22 protein-coding genes and 1 tRNA gene are annotated in these 24,139 nt (G+C 50.2%); 19 read left to right on the top strand and 4 right to left on the bottom strand.

Annotation, left to right across the window (positions count from 1 at the left end):
* Positions 1-6 precede the first annotated feature (6 nt).
* Positions 7-1,359 carry a DNA repair protein RadA gene (gene radA, locus OC187_RS03030; protein WP_262998112.1) on the bottom strand — a complete coding sequence of 451 codons (1,353 nt, stop codon included), beginning with the start codon at positions 1,357-1,359 and terminating at the stop codon, positions 7-9.
* 257 nt (positions 1,360-1,616) lie between these two features.
* Here radA and OC187_RS03035 point away from each other — a divergent pair, with 257 nt between their 5' ends.
* The 12 genes from OC187_RS03035 to OC187_RS03090 all read left to right on the top strand — a co-directional run bounded on the left by OC187_RS03035 (position 1,617) and on the right by OC187_RS03090 (position 14,892).
* Positions 1,617-4,250, top strand: coding sequence for a TRAP transporter permease (locus tag OC187_RS03035; RefSeq protein WP_263008587.1), 2,634 nt, complete (start codon positions 1,617-1,619; stop codon positions 4,248-4,250).
* Positions 4,247-4,864, top strand: coding sequence for a CvpA family protein (locus OC187_RS03040; protein ID WP_262998110.1), 618 nt, complete (start codon positions 4,247-4,249; stop codon positions 4,862-4,864). Before OC187_RS03035 ends, OC187_RS03040 begins: the two co-directional genes overlap by 4 nt.
* Before the next feature lie 65 nt (positions 4,865-4,929).
* Positions 4,930-5,259: a 30S ribosomal protein S6 gene (gene rpsF / locus OC187_RS03045; RefSeq protein WP_262998109.1), complete on the top strand. Its 330-nt coding sequence runs from the start codon at positions 4,930-4,932 to the stop codon at positions 5,257-5,259.
* Between the two features lie 10 nt (positions 5,260-5,269).
* Positions 5,270-5,563, top strand: a complete 294-nt coding sequence (gene rpsR / locus OC187_RS03050; RefSeq protein ID WP_262998108.1) for a 30S ribosomal protein S18 — start codon at positions 5,270-5,272, stop codon at positions 5,561-5,563.
* 22 nt (positions 5,564-5,585) lie between these two features.
* Entirely contained in the window at positions 5,586-6,245 is a 660-nt protein-coding gene (gene rplI, locus OC187_RS03055) for a 50S ribosomal protein L9 (protein ID WP_263008588.1), read from the top strand.
* Positions 6,246-6,266: 21 nt separating this feature from the next.
* On the top strand, positions 6,267-7,559 hold the full coding sequence (gene glyA / locus OC187_RS03060; RefSeq protein ID WP_262998106.1) for a serine hydroxymethyltransferase: 1,293 nt from the start codon (positions 6,267-6,269) through the stop codon (positions 7,557-7,559).
* A 126-nt stretch (positions 7,560-7,685) separates the two neighbouring features.
* Complete coding sequence (locus OC187_RS03065) at positions 7,686-8,012, top strand: frataxin family protein (RefSeq protein ID WP_262998105.1); 327 nt, start codon at positions 7,686-7,688, stop codon at positions 8,010-8,012.
* A 17-nt stretch (positions 8,013-8,029) separates the two neighbouring features.
* Entirely contained in the window at positions 8,030-9,757 is a 1,728-nt protein-coding gene (locus OC187_RS03070) for an ABC transporter ATP-binding protein (protein ID WP_262998104.1), read from the top strand.
* A gap of 304 nt (positions 9,758-10,061) precedes the next feature.
* Positions 10,062-11,861, top strand: coding sequence for a succinate dehydrogenase flavoprotein subunit (gene sdhA, locus OC187_RS03075; protein ID WP_262998103.1), 1,800 nt, complete (start codon positions 10,062-10,064; stop codon positions 11,859-11,861).
* Positions 11,862-11,887: 26 nt separating this feature from the next.
* A complete protein-coding gene (locus tag OC187_RS03080) occupies positions 11,888-12,676 on the top strand; it encodes a succinate dehydrogenase iron-sulfur subunit (protein ID WP_262998102.1) in 789 nt (262 codons plus the stop codon).
* A 66-nt stretch (positions 12,677-12,742) separates the two neighbouring features.
* Positions 12,743-13,558: an FAD-dependent thymidylate synthase gene (gene thyX, locus OC187_RS03085; RefSeq protein ID WP_396124713.1), complete on the top strand. Its 816-nt coding sequence runs from the start codon at positions 12,743-12,745 to the stop codon at positions 13,556-13,558.
* A 131-nt stretch (positions 13,559-13,689) separates the two neighbouring features.
* Positions 13,690-14,892, top strand: coding sequence for an MFS transporter (locus OC187_RS03090; protein WP_262998100.1), 1,203 nt, complete (start codon positions 13,690-13,692; stop codon positions 14,890-14,892).
* Between the two features lie 61 nt (positions 14,893-14,953).
* Here OC187_RS03090 and ruvB read toward each other — a convergent pair whose 3' ends face one another.
* From ruvB to ccmC, 3 genes are read right to left on the bottom strand one after another with little or no spacing between them, the layout of a single operon-like run.
* Positions 14,954-15,946, bottom strand: coding sequence for a Holliday junction branch migration DNA helicase RuvB (gene ruvB / locus OC187_RS03095; protein ID WP_262998099.1), 993 nt, complete (start codon positions 15,944-15,946; stop codon positions 14,954-14,956).
* Entirely contained in the window at positions 15,943-16,515 is a 573-nt protein-coding gene (ruvA, locus tag OC187_RS03100) for a Holliday junction branch migration protein RuvA (RefSeq protein WP_262998098.1), read from the bottom strand. Before ruvA ends, ruvB begins: the two co-directional genes overlap by 4 nt.
* Positions 16,512-17,219, bottom strand: coding sequence for a heme ABC transporter permease CcmC (gene ccmC, locus OC187_RS03105; RefSeq protein ID WP_396124714.1), 708 nt, complete (start codon positions 17,217-17,219; stop codon positions 16,512-16,514). Before ccmC ends, ruvA begins: the two co-directional genes overlap by 4 nt.
* 433 nt (positions 17,220-17,652) lie before the next feature.
* On the opposite strand from ccmC, the gene gmk reads away from it, so the two are divergent.
* The 7 genes from gmk (at position 17,653) to OC187_RS03140 (ending at position 23,954) form a co-directional block, all read left to right on the top strand.
* Positions 17,653-18,252, top strand: coding sequence for a guanylate kinase (gene gmk, locus OC187_RS03110; protein WP_396124715.1), 600 nt, complete (start codon positions 17,653-17,655; stop codon positions 18,250-18,252).
* An 11-nt stretch (positions 18,253-18,263) separates the two neighbouring features.
* Complete coding sequence (locus OC187_RS03115) at positions 18,264-19,466, top strand: polysaccharide deacetylase family protein (protein WP_263008589.1); 1,203 nt, start codon at positions 18,264-18,266, stop codon at positions 19,464-19,466.
* Positions 19,467-19,669: 203 nt separating this feature from the next.
* Positions 19,670-20,572, top strand: a complete 903-nt coding sequence (locus OC187_RS03120) for a bifunctional 5,10-methylenetetrahydrofolate dehydrogenase/5,10-methenyltetrahydrofolate cyclohydrolase (protein WP_263008590.1) — start codon at positions 19,670-19,672, stop codon at positions 20,570-20,572.
* A 26-nt stretch (positions 20,573-20,598) separates the two neighbouring features.
* Positions 20,599-20,674 (top strand) — tRNA-Val (locus OC187_RS03125).
* A gap of 405 nt (positions 20,675-21,079) precedes the next feature.
* The gene (locus OC187_RS03130; RefSeq protein ID WP_263008591.1) at positions 21,080-22,381 is read left to right on the top strand and encodes a hypothetical protein; all 1,302 of its coding nucleotides are present in this window, start codon (positions 21,080-21,082) and stop codon (positions 22,379-22,381) included.
* A gap of 516 nt (positions 22,382-22,897) precedes the next feature.
* Positions 22,898-23,242 (top strand): hypothetical protein, encoded by a 345-nt coding sequence (locus OC187_RS03135; protein ID WP_263008592.1) that lies wholly within the window; start codon positions 22,898-22,900, stop codon positions 23,240-23,242.
* Between the two features lie 67 nt (positions 23,243-23,309).
* The gene (locus tag OC187_RS03140) at positions 23,310-23,954 is read left to right on the top strand and encodes a hypothetical protein (protein ID WP_263008593.1); all 645 of its coding nucleotides are present in this window, start codon (positions 23,310-23,312) and stop codon (positions 23,952-23,954) included.
* The last annotated feature ends 185 nt before the right edge of the window (positions 23,955-24,139 follow it).

Consider the following 24,139-nt stretch of genomic DNA (forward strand, 5'->3'; position numbering starts at 1 on the left):
ATGTACCTATGAAAGAAGCCTACTTAGCTCTCCTATGTGCGCAATTTCCTGAATCTCAATTGGGAAGTTGCAACCTCCCTCTTTGCTACCTTGGGGTGCAATTGCTCGCTTGAAGCCAAGCTTACATGCCTCTCTCAGTCTCAGGCTCACATTTGTAACACTTCTTATTTCACCAGATAGTGCAACCTCTCCGAATATAACTGTTGAGGATGGTGTGGGGGATTTTGTAATGCTAGACATAAGAGATGCTGCTATGGCCAGATCAGACGCTGGCTCACATATTTTAAGGCCTCCAGCTATGCTTAAGTATATTTCCTTGTCTGTTAGGGGCATATTGCACCTGGCATTGAGTACCGCAACTACCATGGCCAGGCGATTAATATCCCACCCCACAACTGCTCTTCGTGGACTGGGTGCATAAGTACTTGCAATGAGTGACTGTACCTCGACCAATATGGGCCTGGAGCCCTCAATACCCGCGAAAACAACGTTGCCCGTGATGCCTTTTCTCGGAGATTGGCCCAGAAAAAGCATTGATGGGTCTTGCACGGGGAGCAGACCTAACGTGGACATTTCAAAAACTCCCATTTCGTTTGCGGGCCCGAATCTGTTTTTGACAGTGCGGAGTATACGCAACTTGTCTCCATTACTTCCCTCAAAGTACAGGACCGTATCCACAAGATGTTCTAAAGTCTTCGGCCCAGCGATTGCCCCATCTTTAGTTATTTGCCCCAACATGAACAGCCCAATATCGCGCTGCTTTGCCAGTGTGATAAGCTTGTGCGCACACATTCTGACTTGTAGAATGGTTCCTGGAGAAGAAGGGATTTCTTCATCGTGTATGGTCTGAATCGAATCCACCACCAAGAACCCAAAGTTATCAGAGCATGCTGCGCTCAACACCGTACTGAGAGACTGCGTGGCTACTAACTGTATTAATGGTTCACTGATCTTAAGCCGGCTCGCCCTTGCCCTTATTTGAGCTATAGATTCTTCTCCGGAAACGTACAAACAACTGCAAGACTGCCTTGCCAAAGCCGCAAAAACCTGCAGCATTAGTGTAGATTTGCCGATGCCGGGCTCGCCTCCAATTAGCGTGCTACTACCGGCAACTATGCCGCCACCTAATGTCCTGTCAAACTCATCATTTCCTATGCAGAGCCTGTGCGCAGATTCCGTGGTTTCGCCACATAGGGGCAGCACCCGGGGAGGCTCTTTTTGAATCCGTGGTATGCACTTGTTTTTGGGAGCTAGCTCTTCTACTATGCTGTCCCACGCTCCGCAGGCCGTACATCTGCCGGTCCACCTGGGAGAGTTATTTCCGCACGCTTGGCAAGAATAAATTACTTTTGTTGACACTAAACCACCGAGGATGCCCTGGGCTCTGATGTTACACCAAAGCCTGAAAACTTTCCAGGGGCGGTATACCCTTTGTGCTGGGCTGCTTGTAACTTGCGGAGTGTGCTGCAGCAACGCGCAATAGCTTGTTACACGCACCATAACGCCATACTTGGGATCCTGTGAAGGCTCATTTTAATTGACGCCATGACCCTATGATGATATTTGGGGCACACGTTGGGTGGCCTTTTTACGGTTATTGGCGGGTTGTTGGAGATATGAAGCTTAGTAGTGTCGTTGCGGAGCCCGGGCCCGGGTCAGCTTGGGTTTGCAGAGAGCGCGTGGTTAGTTGCGTTGCATTTTTTTGGGCGCTCTTTCAGCTGTTTATAGCATCTCCTATACCTTTCTGGCTTGCTTCTGAGTACGGGGTTAGCTCGTTGGTGCTTACAGGGTTCAAGGTCAGGGCTGTACACCTGTCCTTTGCATTACTTCTGCTATACCTTGTCATGCCCGCTGTGCGGGGTGGCGGCAAGGAGGGTGCTTCTCCCTTTGACTGGATTTTGTCACTTGTTGGTGCGAGCGCGGCTGCGTACATTCTCGTATTCTATGATAGCCTGTCTGTTAGGGTAGCGATGCCTACCACTGTGGATATAGTTGTATCCACATTGGGTATTGTGCTTTTGTTAGAAGCCTCTAGAAGGGCTATAGGTTTTCCCATAGTTGTTGTGGCTTCGTCGTTCTTACTATACTCAGTTTTGGGGCCTTTCATGCCGGATGTGCTGGCGCACAAGGGACATGGGATTGCCTCCATATCCTCGCACGAATGGCTCTCATCGGAGGGGGTTTTCGGCATTGCTCTTGGGGTGTCATGTAACTTCGTGTTTTTGTATGTACTCTTTGGCGCGCTTATGGACAAGGCAGGTGCCAGCGGATTCTTTATGAGACTCTCATTTGCTCTGCTGCGGAACTCAGTCGGTGGCCCAGCAAAGGCGGCTGTGATTGCTTCTGGGTTTATGGGGATGATGTCCGGCTCGTCTGTTGCAAATACGATCACTATTGGCTCCTTTACCATTCCTCTGATGAAAAAAGTGGGGCTATCTCCGGAAAAGGCTGCTGCTATCGAGGTCTCTGCGGGCGTAAATGGGCAGATTACGCCGCCGGTTATGGGGGCAGCCGCATTTCTAATGGCGGAATTTTTGGCGTTGCCGTACTCCGATGTAGTGAAACACGCTTTGGTTCCCGCTATAATGGTCTATATAGGGCTGCTGGTGATTGTGCATTTGGAGGCATGCCGGCTGGATCATGTGCAGGGCACCACAATGCCTGGGAGGAGGGTGCTATCCAGGGCTGTTTCACTGCTGAAGTTTGCTATATGCGCGACTTCTGTCGCTTTGCTGTTTGGGCTGGCGCATGTTGTAATTAATGGGATACACGTCGGCGGGTTTTACGTTCCGGGCGTTAAGGCGATCTTCAGTGGGAGCAGCATGTATTTTGTTGCGCTTATTCTAGCGATAATTTATGTCCTGCTACTGCTTTGTCGGGGGGATGAGGCCAGCGATAATGGCGGAGCTGATTCTAAGGGCTTGAACCTCTCCTTGGATGGCAATCTAAGTGCTTGGCACATCTTCAGGCAGGGAATGCACTGCTTTGTGCCCGTGTTCATACTTGTGTGGTCTTTGGTAGTAGAGCGGGTGTCTACATCCCTGGCATGTTTTTGGACTAATATGTTTTTGGTTTTCATGTTGCTTGCTGAGGGCGTTATATCATCACTGCGGGCACGCGATTTATCCGGCGTATTGCCGTCTGTATGCTCTGGAATAAGAAAAGTTCTGGGGGCAATGATCACAAGTTCAAAGAACATGCTGCCAGTTGCTGTGGCCACCGCTACTGCAGGTCTGGTTGTTGGCACTGTGGGGCTGACAGGTCTTGGCCTCAACATGGGTGCGTTTGTTGATGTGCTGGCCGAGGGCGGCATGTTTGTTGCTCTCCTCGTGACTGCACTTATATGCATAGTTCTCGGTATGGGTATGCCCACTACTGGGTGCTACATCGTAGTGTCAACGCTGGTTGTGCCCGTGCTTGGTGTGGTGGCGCACAAAAATGGATTGTCTGCTCCTCCTGTGGCACTACACTTGTTTGTGTTTTACTTTGGCTTGATGGCTGATGTAACACCTCCGGTTGGCATAGCCTCCTATGCAGCTGCGGCCATAGCGTCGGCGAATTCATTCAAGACAGGGGTGCAGTCATTTTTGTACAACATAAAGACCATGGTCATTCCGTTCATGTTTATGTTTGACAGCGACTTAATCCTGTATGACGTGGAAAGTGTGTGGGTGGCTGCTGCCAAGATCATGCTGGCTTTGGCTAGCGTTATCATACTATGTGCTGGGATGCAGGGGCATTTTGTCAGGCGCAACCGGGTGTATGAGTCTGTAGTCTTGGTTTGTGCCGGGCTCATGCTTATGATGCCGAACTATCTTGCTGGGTTGCTGATTAATGATCGTACCGAGCTGCCTTTGGCTGAGATTGGCAGCAGGGTTGTTACTCTTCAGAAGGGGGATTCAATTCTTGTAAACTATGAACGTGCTGCTGCTCGCTGTAAAGGGTGTAGCAACAAGGGGGAATATATAGTGGTGCCCATGCACGACAAGTTTGAGGGCAGTGTGTCTAAAATGATCAACGAAAAAGTCGGTATTGCTGTGAAATCGAGGTTGGTGGCCGGTAAGTTGCTAGTGTCTGATGTCAAGAGTAATGGGTATGTCTCTAACAACATGTGGAGAGGAGACTCCGTGACCGGACTGTCCATTTCGCACAAGAATAGCGGTGGGAACTATGTCTTAGCACTGTCTATTGTGACGGTGATAGTGATCGCACTTGTGCAGGCTTATGACAACAGAAAGTTGCGGGTGTGAGCGGGAAAGTTATGGTTTTAGACGCTGCTATAGCGCTTGTTGTACTACTCCTAACTGCGCTGGGGTTCGTCCGGGGGTTCATCAAAGAGGTGTTTGGCATTGCTGGCATTGTTGCTGCGGCGACCGTGACGACTAGTTATTGGGACTATTTCATTGAGGTGTACATGTCTAGAGTGCACTCAGAGGTTCTGGCCGGGATCCTTTCGGGTGTTACTGTGTTTGTTGGTGTGATGACCTGCGCGGTCTTGGTTAACGGCGTAATAGTGCGGCTGCTTTCCCCACTCAGGCATAACGCGCTGGACAAAGTTGCGGGATTGATTGTTGGTGTTACCAAGGGCTTAGTAGTTGCCTACTGCATGTTTTTTATCATGGAGATCTTCCTGTATGCGTTTGCTCCACAGCCTGCCGGGGAGAGTGATGCAGACGATGCGCAAGTGACGTTGCCCGCCTGGTTTGCTAACACGTATTCGTATAATTTTTTTTCTGCGGCGAGCACATATGTTGGGAGTGCAATACCAGAACTTGCATACGACAAGATAGGTGTGGCTGCGCGTGAATTGCTCAGCAACAAGGGGCAAGGGGCTGACGAAGAGGATGAAGGAGAGGAGCCGTGATATTTCTTGATTGTGCTTCGCCGTAGTATATAATACGCCGGTAGGTTTTTCAGAGGGGGTTTTTGGTGCCTGTTTACGAGTTCGCTTTTATCGCGCAGCAGGGCCTTACTCAATACGAACTGGAGGGGCTTTCGAAAGGTTTGTCCGCACTGCTGGTCAAGATGGGTGCCGAGCTCGTTAAGTATGAGTACTGGGGGCTTCTGGACTTTGCTTACAGCATAGCAAAGAATAACAAGGGGCACTACTGCATGATGTATATACGTGCCGATCCTGCTGCTATGGACGAGTTTCGACGCAGGATTAGGCTTAATGAGGATGTACTGAGGTTTTTGTGCTTAAAGGTGGACAAGGTCTGTGAGGGTAGGTCTGCCATGATGGGTTCTGATCAAGATTAAGGAGGTGTCTGTGCTTCAAGGAGGTAGGAAAGAGGGTGCAAACAAGGGTGAGTCTTCAGGTGGCGCACATTCCCCGTTGGTGTATCTCAAGAGGCCCTATTTCAGGAAATCCAGGTCCTGCCCGCTGGCTCAATGTCCTGATGAGGATATAGACTACAAAAACAGGGCACTGCTCTCAAAGTTTGTTTCGGAGTATGGTCGGATATTGCCCAGCAGGATAACTTCGGTCTCTTCCAGGAAGCAAAAGCTCCTGGCGCGTGCCGTCAAGCGAGCGAGGTTCCTTGCTCTGTTGCCGTACTGCTGATTTTTGTTTTGAAGTTTTTTGAATGTTATCGGTAATTCTAAAATCCAGCGTTAGAGGTCTTGGCAAGGCTGGTGAGATCGCCAAGGTCAGGCCGGGCTATGCGCGGTATCTTTTGGCAGATGGCAAGGCAGTGCGCGCCACTGAAGACAACTTGGCGCTTTTGGAGCGCAAGCTTTCCCTGATCGAGGAAGAGAACAGTAAACGGTTGGCTGAAGCTAGGGGCGTTGCTGAAGCTTTGGCGTCTGAGTGCCTTGTTATGGTCAGGCAGTCTTCCGATGACGGTAAGCTTTTCGGATCTGTGACTGTTAGGGATGTGTCAAAGTTGCTGTGCGGTCTTGGATACGATGTTAGGCCAAGGGATGTGTTTTTCGGTGAGCTGATAAAGCGCACAGGAGAGTATGAAATAAGCGTAGAGTTGCATGCCGATTTGGTTGCTGTATTGAAGCTGAATGTGGTCAAGAATGAAGCTGAGGCTGAAAGGGTGAGGCTTGGAGTTGCCAGGAGTAACCAGGCGGCGAATGTGGAAGAGAATGTGGCGACTGATGCACAGGTGGAGGAGACGGAGCAGCAGGCTGCTCCGGATACGGGAGTCGTTGATGAGCATGATACTGGTGACGCTAGCTATGTGGACAACAGCGCTGAGGGTGCCGGTGAGGACGATCCCTCACTTGGGGAGAGTTGACTGAATTTTTAGTGGGGGTTTATGGTTGGGTACATTAGCGATGTTGATATAGGGGTTTGCGATGCCGAGGTTGCTGATGTCATATCGGCAGAATTCAAAAGGCAGAATACTTTGCTTCAGATGATAGCATCGGAAAATTTTGTGAGTCGTGCTGTGCTGCAGGCTCAGGGTTCTATTCTTACCAACAAGTACGCGGAAGGGTATGCAGGTAGTAGGTATTACTGCGGATGCGAATTTGTAGATGTTGCGGAAAATCTGGCCGTTGAGCGTCTGTGCAGGCTTTTTGGGTGTAGGTTTGCGAATGTGCAGCCGCATTCCGGTTCTCAGGCCAACCAGCAGGTCTTCATGGCGCTTCTAAAGCCTGGTGATACGATTCTTGGCATGTCTCTTGATTGTGGCGGGCATTTGACCCACGGTGCGGCCCCTAATGTTTCTGGGCGGTGGTTTAACGCGGTGTCCTACGGCGTTGACAAAAACACTGGCCTTCTAGATATGGATGAGGTGGAGTCCCTTGCCTTGTCTTCCAAGCCCGCTTTGATAATCGCTGGGGCGTCTTCGTATCCAAGAAAAATAGATTTTGCGGCCTTCAGAGCGATAGCGGACAAAGTTGGTGCATACTTTCTAGCTGATATAGCGCACTACTCGGGCTTGATTGCTGCTGGATGTTATCCGTCTCCTTTCGGATATGCGCACGTTGTTACTTCCACCACGCACAAAACTCTGAGGGGTCCTAGGGGTGCTGTGATAATGACCGATGACGAAGAGATGCACAAAAAGATCAAATCTTCGGTATTTCCTGGTATGCAAGGTGGGCCGCTGATGCACGTTATAGCCGCGAAGGCGGTAGCGTTCAAAGAGGCTTTGCACCCGGATTTCAGGCTGTATGCTCAGCAAGTGTTGGCTAATTCGCGCGCACTTGCCGGTGTTCTGTCTTCCGGGGGACTGAGTGTGGTTACCGGTGGAACCGATAGCCATCTGATAGTGCTAGATTTGAGGGAGAGGGGTGTAACGGGTAGGGATGCGTCTTCTTCCCTGGAGAGGGCTGGTATAGTGTGTAATAAGAACGCGGTTCCCTTCGACACGGCAAAGCCTTGGGTTACTTCCGGTATCAGGCTTGGTGCTGCTGCAGAAACTTCTCGTGGGCTTGGAGTTGCCGAGTTCGAAGAAATTGGGCGCCTGGTTATAAGGACTATCGATGCTTTATCTGCGGGTAAGGAGGATATGTCTGTGGTTGAAGCAGAGGTTAGGAGCGAGGTGAGCAATCTCGTGCGTAGCCTTCCCATGGAGGCGTTTCCCGCTCATGCAGTGTGCTAAGCCCCTACTGCCACCGCATGGGTATTCGATAAGCGTGTTTCGCGGTAGTGACCTGCCGAGCGTGCTGTCTTCTGAGAATCAAGCGGATTCATGTGGGGTTTCTGTGGTTGAGGCGTGTTTTCCGTAATGAGCAACGAATCTGTCCCTGATTTTGGGATTATAGCTAGGGAGACTTTGAGTGCTTTGCTATCCGCGATAGAGGCTGCAGATGAGGATGGGCGCATTGAATGTGACGTGGGCGATGGAGTTCTTGAGGCTAAGTACGGAGAAACCACCTATTTGATTAACTGGCACCCCCCCTCCTCTCAAATATGGGTTGCGTCTCCGATTAGTGGGTCGGTGCGTTTTTTGTACGATACAGACAGTAACTTGTGGTACAGTGAAAGGGGTGCGCAGGAGTTGTTTTCCTTCGTGAAACAAGATATGTGCGCAGCTTTTGATCTTCCGAAATAGTTAGAGTGGGTATCGCAATGAGGGTTCTGCTTTCCTACATAAGGCCACATCTTTTGTATTTTCTATTGTCGTATGTTGTGACGGTTACTTCTTCCCTTGCTATACTAGCCTTGGGACGTGGTATGCACGTACTGGTGGACTCAAGTCTGCTTGATACTGGGTCCAACATTAAACCCCTGCTCACTGTTTTATCCTTAATTGTGACTATGGCAGCGAGCTCGTTTTTGCGGATCTGGCTGTCAGGACGCGGGGCCGAGTTGGTGGTGCGTGATTTGCGGAAACGGCTGTACGGCAAGATTATAAATCTGTCCCAAAGCGTTCTGGAGAATACCAGCATTTCTATGCTAACGGGAAGACTTACCACTGACACGACTGTATTGCATACTATTCTAAGTGGTAGCATGCTGGTGATTTTGCGGAATATAACCGTTTTTGTGGGAAGTTTAGTCATGCTGATTCACACGAATCTCAAGCTCACAGGACATGTAGTTCTGGCCTTGCCCGCGCTATTTGCTATTGTTGCTGTACTCGGAAAGCGTGTGAAGCATTTCTCTCGCGTCCTACGTGAAAAGGCGGAAAAGTTGGCCCACTTCAGTGAGGAAACTTGTAGAGGCATAGGTGTGATTCAGGCGTTCACAGCCGAAGAGCAAGCAAAAGCCAAATTTACAAAGCTGTTGGATGAAACTTTCCGTATTGCTGAGAAATATACGATCTTACGCGCGCTCTTGGTTACCCTGATTCTTTCTTCGGCTGCCGGATCCATCGGCGTGGTTCTGTGGATGGGCATAAATGAGGTAAGTGCTCAACACATAAGTGCCGGCTCCCTGTTGTCGTTCGTTTTTTATGCAGCGTTGGCTGCTGGAGCGGTGAATAGCATAGGAGATAACATGCAAGACTTACAAAAAGCTGCCGGGATTGCTGAAGACATATCGAAGTTACTATGCATGGATGTGGGCATGTCTGATGTTGAGGGATGCGTGGATGTTAGTGAGATAAAGGATGCCGTATCGATGAATAGCGTCACATTTTTCTATCCCAGCAATGCTGACACACCGGCACTTCATGATGTTAGCATAACCATGCGTAAGGGGGAAAAAGTGGCAATAGTTGGGTATTCTGGCGCAGGTAAGAGTACCGTAGCAGATCTTCTTTTGAGGTTTTATGATGTAAGCTCCGGGAGTATAACCATTGATGGAGTGGATATCAGGAAAATTTCCTTGCGTAGCCTGAGATCCCTGTTTTGTATAGTGCCGCAGAGCCCAATAATATTTTCCGGCACCATACGGGATAACATAACCTACGGCATCGAAGGCGTATACACAGATGCGCAGTTAGCAGAAGTGGCAGAGCAGGCCAGTATTGCAGATTTTATATACGGACTCCCCGACAAGTTTGATACCTTCGTCGGAGAAAGAGGGATGTGTTTATCTGAAGGGCAGAGACAGAGGATAGCAATAGCGCGCACTATAGCGAGGCGCCCTGAAGCCCTGATATTGGATGAGGCAACTTCTGCCTTGGATTCTGATAATGAGAATAAAGTGCAAACTGCGCTGTATGAGCTCATGCGTGGTAAGTTGGTCATAGTTATTGCACATAGACTTTCTACGGTGACTGGTGCGGACAAGATAGTTGTGTTGAACAACGGAGTGGTTAAAGAGGTTGGCTCCCATAACGCGTTAATGCGGGACGAAAACAGCCTGTATGCAAGGTTGGTCAAACTACAGCTTCTGCAGCACAAATCTTAGTGGTTGTAGATGCTCTGTACCACCCAGTGGCCCAGGTTCTGCGCATACGTGCTCAGGTTGCAAATAGCCTAAAAACAGCGTTGGTATTGGTACATTGGTGGCAGAATCGCAGAGGGTATGTACTTGTAGTAACGCAACTTAAATTGGCATTGTGTTTTTGTGCGAAGTCTGACAGCGCTGCGCCGAAGTGCCCAGATTGCTTGTGATTATGTGCAGTTGTAGCACTTTGAAGAAGCCAAGTTGTTGTTGACTGCGGAGGTGATTGTGGTACGCTGGGGCCGTTGTAGTTTTGCGTTTTTATACCGTGGGGAAGCCTGGGTCTGCGTATAAAGTCATAGACCACGAGTATGATGTTGTTGTTATCGGCGCCGGGGGCGCTGGGCTGCGCGCGGTTGTAGGCATGGCCTCCATGGGTCTGTCGGTTGCCTGTGTATCCAAGGTTTTTCCCACGCGAAGTCACACTGTTGCTGCTCAGGGCGGTATTAGCGCTGCGCTTGGTAATATCTCTGAGGATGACTGGCGCTGGCACATGTTTGATACCATCAAGGGGTCTGACTGGCTTGGGGACCAGGATGCCATAGAATACATGTGTAAGAACGCAATGGAAGCGATTGTGGAGCTAGAGCACTACGGGGTTCCTTTCTCAAGAACTGAGGATGGCAAGATATACCAGCGCCCATTTGGGGGTATGACTACGGAATACGGTAAGGGCAAGTTAGCTATACGGACCTGTGCTGCTTCAGACAAAACCGGTCATGCAATATTGCACACTCTGTACCAGCAAGCACTGAAACATGAAGTAGAGTTTTTTGTCGAATATTTTGCAATAGATCTCATTATGAGTGCGGACAATGCCGTGTGTCACGGTGTTGTGGCGTGGTCGCTATGCGATGGGACCCTACACAGGTTTCGTGCACACGCAGTAGTTCTGGCAACAGGTGGGTATGGCAGGGTGTACTTCTCCGCGACTAGTGCACACACTTGCACTGGCGATGGTGGGGGTATGGTAGCTAGGGCTGGGCTTCCCATGGAGGACATGGAGTTTGTTCAGTTTCACCCTACTGGGATATATGGCTCCGGTTGTCTGATGACTGAAGGCTGCCGTGGTGAGGGTGGATATCTACTGAATTCTGAGGGGGAGAGGTTCATGGAGCGCTATGCACCCAAGGCTAAGGATCTTGCCTCTCGAGATGTTGTGAGCAGGGCTATGACAATAGAGATACGCGAGGGTAGGGGTGTTGGCCCGAAGAAGGATCATATTCTGCTGTCTATTGCCCACCTTGATCCCGAAGTGATAAAAGAGAGACTTCCGGGAATAAGCGAAACTGCCAAGACGTTTGCTGGCGTTGATGTCACCAAGGATCCTATACCAGTCCTGCCCACTGTGCACTACAACATGGGCGGGGTTCCCACGAATTACCATGGGGAAGTTCTCTCTTCTGAAAAAGGTAAGGTGGTAGCGGGTCTTTTTGCGATAGGTGAGGCCGCGTGTGTTTCTGTGCACGGTGCTAATAGGCTTGGCTCCAATTCTTTGCTTGATCTTGTGGTATTTGGAAGAGCAGCTGCGCTGAGGGCAAAGGATGTAATAAGGTCCGGAGCGCCTCATGCTCCGATAGAAGAATCGCTCGTGGATGGGATCATTGATAGGTTTGATAAGCTGCGTTTTTCTCGTGGGGGCCCCAGGGTTGCTGAGGTACGTGACAGAATGCAGCGTGTTATGCAGGATCATGCCGCGGTTTTCCGTACTGCCGAGATTTTAAATGAAGGAAAGCAGAAAATTCGTGAGGTTGCTTCCATGGCTGGTGACATGTCTGTTACCGATAGGAGTATGATTTGGAACAGTGATCTGGTTGAAGCTCTGGAGTTGACTAATATGTTGCCTCAGGCTGTGATCACCATGGACTGTGCTGCGAACCGTACTGAGAGCAGGGGGGCGCACGCCCGCGAAGATTTCCCTGAGCGTGACGATAAGAACTGGATGAAGCACACCATGGCTTGGTATGACAGCAAAACCAATGGTGTGAGGATAGCCTATAAGGGTGTGGCTTCTAGCACCCTTACTGATGAGGTGGAGTATTTTCCCCCTCAGAAGCGGGTATACTAGTTTGGGTGTTAGTGGGGGTGTGACCTATGGTGCAGATATCTCTGCCGCGAGGTTCTGAAGTTAATCCGAAAGGCAAGGTATACAATGTGGCGGAGGGTGCCCAGCGTGTTGGGTGCTTTAAAATATATAGGTGGTCTCCGGACGATGACGAAAACCCAAGAATAGATACGTTCTATATCGACTTGGATAAATGTGGGCAGATGGTTCTCGATGCGCTCATAAAAATTAAGAATGAGGTGGACTCTACGCTCACGTTTAGGAGGTCCTGTAGGGAGGGTATCTGCGGGTCCTGCGCGATGAACATTGATGGTTCCAACACTCTGGCGTGCACTAAATACATTTCTGATGTAGACGGGGATGTAAAGATCTACCCGTTACCCCATATGGATGTCATCAAAGATCTAGTGCCGGATCTGAGCGGTTTCTACGAGCAGTACAAGTCTATAAGTCCGTGGCTCAAGGCTAAGGATCCTGCCACAAAGGTTGGTGAGCGCTTTCAAAGTATTGAGGATAGGAGCAAACTAGATGGTGTTTATGACTGCATTTTGTGTGCGAGTTGTAGCACTAGCTGCCCCAGCTATTGGTGGAATCCTGACAAGTATCTGGGGCCCGCGGCCCTGCTGCAAGTTTACAGGTGGTTGGTAGATAGTAGAGATGAGGCTACCGATGAGCGCCTTAACTCCCTTGATGATGCGTTTAAACTGTATAGGTGCCACACTATTATGAATTGCACGAAAACCTGTCCTAAGGATTTAAATCCCGCTAAGGCGATATCTGAGATTAAGCGTCTTATGCTTAAAAGATTGGAGTTTTAGGTGGAAGAAGACTCAGGCGGTATTGGGTACACAAAACGCGTGGTTGTACATGCGCTTGAGGATGTTATGCACCAAGAGCACAGAGTTCTTGATAAGGGCTTCGTCAGGGTTGTCGATTATATGGGCTCTGATGAGTCTGTTGTTCAGGCGGCGCGCGTGTCTTACGGCAGGGGTACCAAGCGCACTAGTCAGGATGCGGCGCTGATCGGATATCTTATGCGCCACGCACACACTTCTCCGTTTGAAATGTGCGAGATCAAATTTCATGTGAAGTTGCCAATTTTTGTCGCTAGGCAGTGGGTCAGGCACCGCACTGCCAGCATCAATGAATACTCCGCTAGATATTCAGTGTTGGATCGCGAATTCTACATTCCAGACGAAGGGCAGATTGCTGAACAATCAACAAACAACGCCCAGGGTAGGGGCGCTGCACTACCCTCTGATGATGCAAGAGAAATTATAGAGCTCTTCAGACGCAACTCTGAGCTCATGTATGAAGATTATGAGGCGCTGCTGGAAAAAGGTTTGGCTCGGGAACTTGCCAGAATGAATCTTACGCTAAATTGCTATACCCAGTGGTATTGGAAGGTTAACCTACATAACTTGCTCAGATTTTTGGCGCTAAGATCCGGCATTGGTGCGCAGTATGAGATAAGGGCTTATGCTGATAAGATGCTGGAAATAGTGAAGTTATGGGTCCCCATGGTGCACGCCGCGTTTGTGGAATATCATTTGGAGTCTAGTACCCTGTCCAAGAGTGCGCTTGAAGTTGTCAGGAGGATGCTTAGGGGAGAGAAAGTGAGTATGGAGGGAAGCGGGATGGGGCGCAGGGAATGGGGAGAGGTGATGTCGGTGTTGTACCCCGATGGGGTGCCTGATTAAGGAACAATTTTGAAATGCTCGCCGTGTATTAGCCGCTGCGTGCTGTTTGCGCGCCGGTGCGGGCAGGTTGTTGATATGGTAGTTGAATTGTTGAGAGGTGATGCGATGCTTGTAGGGTGTGCGGTGCGTGTATGCTGAGCTCGCTGGTATTCATACTTGTTGTACTGCCTTTGGTGATTGGTGACATCACCAACTCCCTGTACACCAACTACCTAACGCAAGTGGGGTCATCTTTTGGTACGCAGCAGACCATTGCGCAGTTTACGGTCAGCCTGGAAATGCTTGGTCACTCAATTTCCGGGCTCGTTTACGGACCTATGTCTGACCGATATGGACGCCGGCCCACTATGATCTTAGGCATGGCGATTTTCTCTATTGCTGGTTTGGGGTGCTGCATTGCCGGCAGCATTACTTCTCTTATTGTCGCCAGGTTTTTTTATGGGGTTGGTGCCGGAGTTGCGGCGGTGGTGGGCTGCGCAGTGATATGTGATACTTACTCCAGCGAGGAGTGCTATAAGGGGATATCCCTGATGTATATGTCTGCTGTAACTTTCTCTACATTTGTGGGGCCGGTTGTAACCAATTATATGATGGCCCATGAACACGGTTGGAGGGCGGTTTTTGTGTTATCTTGTGCACTTTCCATGGCATTACTGCTATGGTTTGTGCTGAAGTTTCCGGAAACAATATCAGAAAGGTGTGCGGCATTTAATCCGGCTTCGGTGATTTCTGGATATGTAGCCCTGCTCAAAAATCGCGGCTTCTTGGCCTATTGCCTGATCAAGGGCTTAACGTTAACGTGTATAATCGCTTCGTTTGGTAGCCTGCCTTTTGTGTTCATAGAAGGTATGGGGCTCCAGGCAAAATACTACGGGTACGTGTCGGCAATTGGTGGAATATCATTCATTGTGGGGACTATGGCCAACATAAGGCTGGTTCGCAGGTTTGGTATGTACAGGATGATAGCCACAGGCTTGATCGCAACTGTTGTCTCCGATGTAATTTTGGTCATTATGCATTGCTGTATTACCTTAACGCCTGTAATTGCGGAAATAATCTGGCTTCCTTCATCCTTTTGTCTTTCATTTATTACCAGTAACAGCGTTGCGTTGGCATTGCAGGAGGTTAAACACAAGGGCATCGCTTCTGCCCTCATCATTTTTTGTCAGACAGTTTTCGGTGCTTTGGGTATGTACGTTGTAGGCGCACTCTATAATGGTACGGTAGTCCCATTGGCTGTGCTAAGCGCTACGTGCACCGCGGTATCGTTAGTAATCTTGTATCGCATTGTACCTGGAGATGTGCGGCATAAGTTTTCAAGAGGTGCTACCTGAGGAGGGAGATTTAGCATCTTGTGAGTCCGTGAAGAGGGTTGCGTCCGGCCCGAGGGGGTTCCTATATGTACTTATTGTTTAGCAGGTATTCGATGCCTTTTTGTGTTAAGATCCTGCCACGTGGCGTCCGCTGGATGAAGCAAGTTTTGATCAGATACGGTTCTATTGTCTCCTCTATATTTCCTATATCCTCAGAGAGTGCGGAGGCTATGGTGTCAATGCCCACGGGGCCATTGGCCGAGAACACAAACTTGAGGTATTTCAAATCCATCTTGTCAAACCCTGCACTGTCTATGCCCAAGCGGGACAGAGCGTGATCAGCGAAATTGCCATCTATTGCGTTGCACTCTTCGCACTCCAAAAAGTCCCTGACCCTCCTGAACAGCCTTAGCGCAATTCTTGGCGTGCCTCTAGATCTGGAAGCAATCTCCAGCGCTCCGCTATCATCTATGCTTGTGCAAATTGCGTTGGCTGCACGTTTTATCACAAGCACAAGTTCATCTACTGAGTAAAACTCCAAGTGTAATGGTATGCCGAATCTATCTCGCAGCGGGTTTGAGATCAGTCCAAATCTGGTAGTGGCGCCTATCAGGGTAAAAACCGGAATGTCGATTTTTAAGGTCCTGGCACCACAGCCTTCTCCCACTACAATATCTAGGCAAAAGTCCTCCATAGCGGAGTACAGAACCTCCTCTATGTTTTTGTTGAGTCTGTGTATTTCATCTATGAACAGCACATCCATTGGCTGAAGATTAGTCAAGATTGCTGCCAGATCGCCCGCCTTTGTCAGCAAGGGGCCCGCAGTTGACCTGAAATTTACCTTCAGCTCTTTTGCTATTATGTGTGCTAGTGTGGTTTTGCCGAGGCCCGGGGGGCCATACAGCAAAACGTGGTCCATAGGCTCTCTTCTCCCGTATGCGGACTTTATAAAGATCTTGAGATTCCTAATTACCTCGGTCTGCCCAACGAACTCCTCTATCAGGCTGGGCCGTAGTATGACGTTGCGATAGTCTTCGGGTAAGGCGCCATATTCATGTAAGTTACTATCGCTCACTTAGATAACTCCGCAAGCGCGCGGCATACTGCGTCTTCTGTGGAGTCGCACGCGCCTACCTTCTGTAGCGCCCTTAGAGCGACGGTTCTCTCATACCCCAAACTCAACAGGGCGGCAATTGCTTCTCCGTCTGTGCGAGCCGCTGAAGCAAATTTGTGCAACTCCAACTTCTGTACTTGTGGTGTAAGCTCAGAGATTATTCTACTGATGAGCTTCTCTCCGACTCCGCCGACCTTTAGAGTTGCCTTGTCCCCATTTATAATTGCGGAGAATATCTGGTTTGGTGTCAGTGCGTCCAGTATTGACATGGCAGTCTTGTAATTAACCCCACTAACTTTTATTAGCATCCGCATGCATTCCTGCTCTTCTTTATTGGTGAAGCCATATAGTTGGGGTACGCTGTCCCTACCCACGTACGTTTCAATATAAAATCGTGCCTGATCCCCACACTTGCAATTGCTCAGGACCCTACCCGGCAAGTGTACCAAGTATCCCACTCCTCCAGTACACAGTATGGCACGGTTGCCGCAAACTATTTCCTCAATTGTGCCAGACAGCGTTCCTATCATGATGGTACCCGGCTGCAGAAACGCGCAACCATGGCCTGGATTTTGCGAGTCTTAACCAGGGTTCCGACGCGTAACAGCGTAAGTGCGCCGAACAAAGACGCAAGCGCTGCGAACATTATGAACAGTGGTATCAACATTGAAGAATCAATTGCGGCACCGCCCTTCCTCAGTACACTCGCTGGTTGGTGCAGGGTTGCCCATGTGTCTACCGAGAACTTTACGATCGGTACGTTAATGGCGCTAAATAAGGCAAACAACGAGGTAGCCTTTGAGGCCCTTTCATTTTCCTCAAACGCATGCCACAAGCACGAATATCCCAAATACAGGAACAAGAGCAGCAGCATTGAGGTTAGCCTAGCATCCCATGCCCACCAAGTGCCCCATGTGTGTTTTCCCCACACGCTGCCGGTAATTAGGCATACTACGGTGAAGCACGCACCAACGGGCGCAATGGCTCTCGACAGCAGGGATCCTGCGCCCTTCTTGATTAATGTCATAAAACTTAGGCCGGCGATCGCCGAATAGGCCCCCAGTGAAATCCATGCGGAGGGCACGTGTAGGTACATTATGCGCACGACCTCACCCTGCCTGTAGTCCGCCGGGGAATCGTAAAACGCGTAATACAAGCCCACAACCATTGAGATAGCGCAAAAGCACACCACGTAGGGCAACATAAACCGCGAATAACGAGCCAACCCCTTCATGCTGCCACACCAGAAGTCACCTACTACAAGCCTGGAGGATAGCACAGTTACCTATGCGCTACAACAGCAAGATTTTTCGCGGTAGTCTGGACTAACAACTGGTGCTCGATTTTAACATCTGCGATGCTGAAGTGTAGGCACCCGCGCACCACAAGGCAGGTGCCACCGCGGCCCCGTTCACTTGTTTGACTAATGGATATGCCAAATGCGAACCGTGTTAGTGAGTTAGGCAAATGTAGTAGAGCGCTTCCCCTGTGGCGGCGTGCACCTCGTAAAGTATGTGGTAGGAATGTGTCGGGGAGTTGGCCAATAGGCAATGTCGCGCGCATTTATTGATTGAGGACGGGGGTTGTTGATGGTATAAGTGACCCCTCGTGGTGTGCGTCGAGTTGTAGGGGTGTATGTGGGTCTCAAGTTGAAGAGTGAGGGTATAATGCTAGTTATCTCCTCACCCTCTGGATGCGGAAAAACCACCGTGTCTGACCTCGTTGTAAGGAATGCTGCCAACAACATCGTACGCTCGGTTTCTGCAACTACGAGGCCGCCGAGGGAGGGGGAGGTTGACGGGAAGGACTACTTCTTTCTAAGCGAATCCGAGTTTTTGCGTCTCTGTGAGTCTGGCGGAATGTTGGAGCATGCGACGGTCTTTGGAAATTACTACGGTATACCCAAGAAGTTTGTAGAGGAAAATATCGGTAGCGGGAGGAACATATTGTTCGTGATTGATTGGCAGGGAGCCCTTAGGTTGATGGAGATCATGAGAGAGTGGGTGGTAAGCGTTTTCATAGTTCCCCCGTCCATGGATGAACTCCGCCGTAGGTTGCAGAATCGCGGTGGGGACGACTCTGTGGTACAGAATAGACTAAAAGGTGCCCCGTTCGAAATCAGCCACTGCCACCACTATGATTACGTTATGGTAAATGAAGATGCTGAAGAGACCGCCAGCAAGCTGAGCCACATCATAAGCACGGAGAGTATGCGCATATCGAGGCAACTGGGGTTGAAGGAACTAATAGAAGATAACTTTCCGTAGTTCTTCTATATATGCAGTCATTTAGTTGCGAGCTCGAGTGGTTGATGCAGGAATTTGGGCCAAGAATTGCGGCTCCTGCGGTGATGTGTTACAAGGTTCCGTACGAGTTGGGGTTAGATGTGGCATCTATCATGGTCGGGGCGCGTCTTGTTGTTTCTCTAAAAAGGTTTTTGCAGCTGGGCTTCAGCGCGCTGTTTGCAACTACCCTGTTTATTTGTGACATTGCTTGGGCGCAAGGCGTTGAGTTGAGCAGAGAGTTTGGTTCTCGGGTTGTACTGGAGGCTATATGGACAGATACACAGCTGCAACACCTAGACGGAGAAAATCTAGTGTCGGGTTACCACCAACCGGATGTTACACTGCCGGATGGTGGGTGCGCGCCGCTTCACACGATGTGGGCAGCAAGCAGTAGGCCGGGAAATATCAGATCTGTCTCCCCGCGTTCTGGGGTAGGAAAAGTGGTGGCCTTGACGTTTGATTTTTGTGAACTTTCTACCAAGACTTCTGGCTACAATGGTGAGGTTATCGACTTTCTCCGGCAGCACAGTATTCCAGCTACGCTGTTTCTTGGTGGTAAGTGGATGAAAACTCATCAAGAGAGGGCTATGCAGCTTATAGCGGATCCTCTGTTTGAAATAGGTAGCCATGCGTGGACTCACGGAAATTTCGCGCTCCTACCCGAAAAGGAGGCAGTTGAGCAGGTGATGTGCACGGAGAAGCAGTATGAGATCTTAAGAGATGCAATTGCTGAAAGACTGGGTTCCGATGACAGGTATCATGGGGAGTTGGCTAAGATTCCAGAAAGCATGAGTTTGTTCAGGCTGCCGTATGGGAGGGTCACGCGCGAGAATCTAGATTTTCTCCACAAAATTGGGGTTGGAGTTATCCAGTGGGACGTTGTTGTACCCGAGTGGGAGCTTATTTCCGATAAATTTGTATCCAGCAATATGAATATACGCAGCGGGTCGATTTTGCTGATGCACGCAACTTCGGTGCCCCCACATACACTTGAGAACCTGAAAACGGTGGTGGGGTTTTTGCGCAAGGAAGGCTATGACTTTGTAACAGTGACGAGACTTCTAGGTGCCGGGAGCCCGAACGTCTATACAGAGGGCTACTTCAGGAATGCAGGCGATAATATCTTCCTTGACAGCAAATATGCACATTATGGCACTGCGCACCTACCTCCGGAGCCGCGCTCTCCCGCTAACTAGGTAACTCAGGGGGATTGGGTTGGTGCTTTGCAGGTTCTAGAGGTTTTTGCTGCGTTTGGGTCACGTAGTTGTTATATTGGGACGTATAGGCGTTGTGCCGCCAATGTGAGATCGTGTTTGCCTCACCGTTGCCCCGTATATTCTAGGTGTGTAGGGCTGCCAGATGTTCTATGCTTGGTGTGTTCACGGTTTAAGAGGTTTTGGTGCGCGAGATAATAGATGGTAAGTTAACTGCAAAGGGCCTGCTTGATAAACTGCGTGTGTGTATTGGTGAGCTCAGTACGGAGCATGGGTTGGTGCCCTCTCTGGTAGTTATTATTGTTGGTGATGATCCGGCAAGTCAGCTGTATGTTGGCAACAAGCAGAGAAAGGCTGAGGAGCTTGGGCTGCAGTCCAGGACTATTGCCCTTGAGTATGATACCTCGCAGGAAGAGCTGCTGTGTATTATTGATGAGCTGAATCGAGATAAAAATGTACACGGGATTCTTGTGCAGTTGCCACTGCCCAAGCACATAGATAAAGGCTTGATTATTGATGCAATCGACCCCGAGAAGGACGTAGATGGGTTTCACAACGCTAATGCCGGGAAATTGGCTACAGGCCAGCTGGATTGTATGGTTCCGTGTACCCCACAGGGGTGTGTGTATCTGGCAAAAACCGTGAAACGGGATTTGTCCGGGAGTAACGCGGTAGTTGTTGGGCGCTCCAACATAGTAGGAAAGCCGGTTGCACTGTTGCTTCTTTATGAGAATTGTACAGTGACCGTGCTGCATTCTGCCAGTGTGAACATCGCAGAACATTGCCTTAGAGCAGATATAGTTGTGGCTGCTGTAGGTAAGGCACACTTTATAAAGTCTTCTTGGATTAAGCCCGGGGCAATAGTTGTGGACGTTGGAATAAATCCGGTGAAGCAAGACGGAAAGAATAGGTTTGTTGGGGACGTTGAGTTTGAAGGGCTGCGCAGCACCCCCTGTTCAGTAACTCCGGTGCCAGGGGGAGTGGGGCCGATGACCATAGCGTTTCTCCTGGTCAATACCGTGCTTGGGGCATGCAAGCAGTGTGGCGTAGGGGACTATGAAGACATAAGAAGTTCTCTATTGCAGTAGTCGTTGTTATGGTTTAGCATTCAACGGGGCGGTTAGCTCAGTTGGTAGAGCGCCTCGTTTACACCGAGGAAGTCAGCAGTTCGAGTCTGTTACTGCCCACCATGTTGCACATTTCTGATTAATTTTTTTCCTTCTTACGTTCCACAGCTGCATCCGTTTTCTGGTGTGGTCAAGTGCCGTGTAGCACCGGTTTCTCCGCCTTTTGGAATATAGCCAAAGTTGTACGTAAACAGCTCACTGCAGCTATAAAATTCATATTAAGTTAATAGGAATACCGGTAGACTTTTCCCAAGTTAATACCCGCTCCGCGTGCGTCCTGTCGGGACCCGCGCGTGGGCCGCTCAAGGTGGCGGTGTAACCAGCAGGCGTTGCACCGGTGGCCTTTGGTATGGATGATCTCAGCAAAATAGTAAAGCAGTGGTAGGGGCAGGAAGGGGATGTAATTCCCCCCCCCCCCCTCCTCTGCGCAGGCTCCCAATGATGTTGGGTGCCAGCCAATAGATTTATATGAGGAGGGTACTAGAAATGGTTGCGAGTAGTGACGATAATAAGTTTTGGTATGCTACCAAAGATCAAGCGTTTGCGGAGCTTAAGCATCTGCAGGACAGCTGGACGTACACGTCCCCCGGTGTGCGGGCTAATGGCCTGAAGCATTTTGCACATGTGGCGGCGTTATCCACTGGGGACCCCGAGCTCTTTCCTTCTGGAAGGAAGGGAGGTAAGCTGACTCCCAACGAGTTTTTCGTGCAGCTTAATGATGTATTGGAAAGGTGGAATACACTTACGCCCTCTGCGCAGGAAGACGCTATGCGCCACCTTGCAACGGCGGCGGTGGTAACTGCTGATAGCATGGAAGTGGGATCAGAGCTAGCAACACTGCGCAAAGATGCTCAGAACGCTGCCCTAGCGCCTTTAACTAAGTTTTACGCGAATGTAGTTGGCGCTATCCGCGTCAGTAATGCAGTGCTAGCGGACGGCGCAAAGAAAATGGCAGGAGGTGCGGCGCTTATCGCTTACGGTGTTGACGATGTTGTGAGGTTCATGCACGACCAAGGCACTGAAAAGATCGTCAAAGGTTTGGAGTTGTGTGCGGAGGGCGCCAAGCTTGTTTCCGCTACCCTTGCTTTGGGTTACACCGCTGCTCTTGCGGGATTTTCTGGCGTACCTGAAAAAGCAATTGCAGCGCTCGATACTTTTGCTGCTATGTGCACCAAGGCTATAGCTACTGTGAAGTCTCTTGATGCCAGCGCCATGGGCCACCAAGCGTTTGTGGCTGCGATAACAAATGCCGTTGGTCCGGCGATGCGTTCTGTAAATGAATTTTGTAAGAATGCTGCACACAGTTTGGAGCATGCGCTCAGCAAGGATGCCGTCCACGCTGGTCTAAGTGCCGCTTGCAATGCAACTGCCACGGTGTTGTCTTCTCTTGTACATAGTACTACCGCGATGGCCACTGCTCTTGCAGATGGTTTTGGTGCCGCAAGCCAGGGTATGTCCTTGGGTGACCTTGCGCAGAGTGCCGCGAAAAACGCAGATGCTCTAAGTAACACTCTTAATGCTCATGTCAATAGTCTTGAGAATCAGGCCCTTATGCAAAGTGCCACTAAGGCACTGGGTAATCTGAGCACTGCACTTGGTGGTGGTAAAAAAAGTTTTGCAGCAGAGGTGGACCAGGCTGCTCTCAAGGAAGTATCTGCAGATTTTGTTGATGCTGTGAATGCTGCGCAAGATGGCAAGATGACTTCACTTAATCAGTCTGAAGTTAGTGCTGCACAAGGGCAGCAGCAAAGTGGTGGGAGAAGTAGATAACCTAGCCACGGAAAACAGGGGTAGGGGGAGGTTTGCATTCTTCCCCCCCCCCCCTCACAACTCTGGCCCAATACCGATTGACGCTTATTGGAGCCATTAATGAGTGATGGGGAGGACATGGTATGAGAGTACAGCGACGGCAATCGTCGACAAGAGAACATACAAGGCGTGATTGGGTGAGAGCGTCTCTTGATGATTGGGTGGATGCACCGGCTAGGAGGCAGCCGCTTCCTGGGGAGGAAGGTGAATTTCTCCCTGGACCGCAGGATGATAGGCTTCCTGGGGAAGAAGGTGCATTGCTCCGGCAGGAGCTTATTAGACGTGCTAGTGCGCGTCTTAGCCGTAGTATTGCGAGTTTGAGAGCGGGCTGAGTTTTTTGCGGGGAGGGCATCTGAACTTGGTAGAGCGTGGGCTGAGTCTTCTGCGCGGAAGTATGGGCCTCTATGGCGGTCGCGTGTCAAGCTTCTTGAGAGGCTAACTCTGCTTTATTTTCGGCATTCCGAGATTTTTTTGGAGGTGGCCGCGATTCTTGAGCGGCCCGGGGTTGATAATTTACGTGTCCTCATCAGGAGTCTCGAGTTAGAAGCCAGGTGGCTGGAGGAAGACATTGAGTGGCTTGAGGAAGCAGCCGTGCTTGAGGAGGAGCGCCACCACGCGGTTGAGGAGGAGGAAGCCAAAAGCGCTGCTTTGTACAGTCTTAGAGCAACGCTTGAAGCGGTAGATAGTGAGGGAGTTCAAGATTGTGCTGCTGCAGACGTACGTGCTGCACAGCCAGGCAGTGAAATGTCAGGGATAGGCAGTAACCCAGCTGCGGACCCGGGGCAGGGAAGTTCGATTCCCCCCCCCCCAGCCGTTAGTTGATGTAGGCTTCCCAATACCGATTGACGCTTATTGGAGCCGTCCTAATGAGTGATGGGGAGGACATGGTATGAGTGTACAGCGACGGCAATCGTCGACAGGAGAACATATAGATTGGACGGCTGGGCTGGCTAGGAGTGGGTGGCAGCTGACGCATGCTCGGGAGGAAGTAGATAATGCAGGTCCTCGGAGTGATGTTGCGGATCTTAGAGAGGCGGCTGAGTCGCTTAAGACGTCTGCCTCGCGTATTGAATCCGCAGCGCTTAAGATTGAGTCTTCTGCGTGGAAGTATGGGCCTCTGTGGCGTTGGTATGTCGGGCTTTTTAGAAGGAAGGTGCTGCTTTATTCTCGGTATTCCGAGATTTTTTTGGAGGTGGCCACGATTCTTGAGCGGCCCGAGGATGATTTGGCGACTGCCTTATTAGAGAGTCTCCGGTCAGAAGAAGAGCGGCTTGGTCAGGAAGAAGAGCTGCTTAAGTTGGAAGAAGAGTTGCTTAAGTTGGAAAAAGAGTCGCTTAAGCAGGAAGCCGAAAGCGCTGCTTTGTACAGTCTTAGAGCAACGCTTGAAGCGGTAGATAGTGAGGGAGTTCAAGATTGTGCTGCTGCAGACGTACGTGCTGCACAGCCAGGCAGTGAAATGTCAGGGATAGGCAGTAACCCAGCTGCGGACCCGGGGCAGGGAAGTTCGATTCCCCCCCCCCCAGCCGTTAGTTGATGTAGGCTTCCCAATACCGATTGACGCTTATTGGAGCCGTCCTAATGAGTGATGAGGAGGATACAGAGATGGATACACAGCCACTTGGAGAGCATCAGGGAGAGGGGGTGCTTCCTAATGGGGAGGCTGGGCGTCTTAAGCAGGAAGCTGCTGAGCTTTTTGGTAGGGAAGAAGCTGCTGAGCTT

It is taken from the genome of Anaplasma capra (genome assembly GCF_025628805.1).
Lineage (GTDB): Bacteria > Pseudomonadota > Alphaproteobacteria > Rickettsiales > Anaplasmataceae > Anaplasma > Anaplasma capra.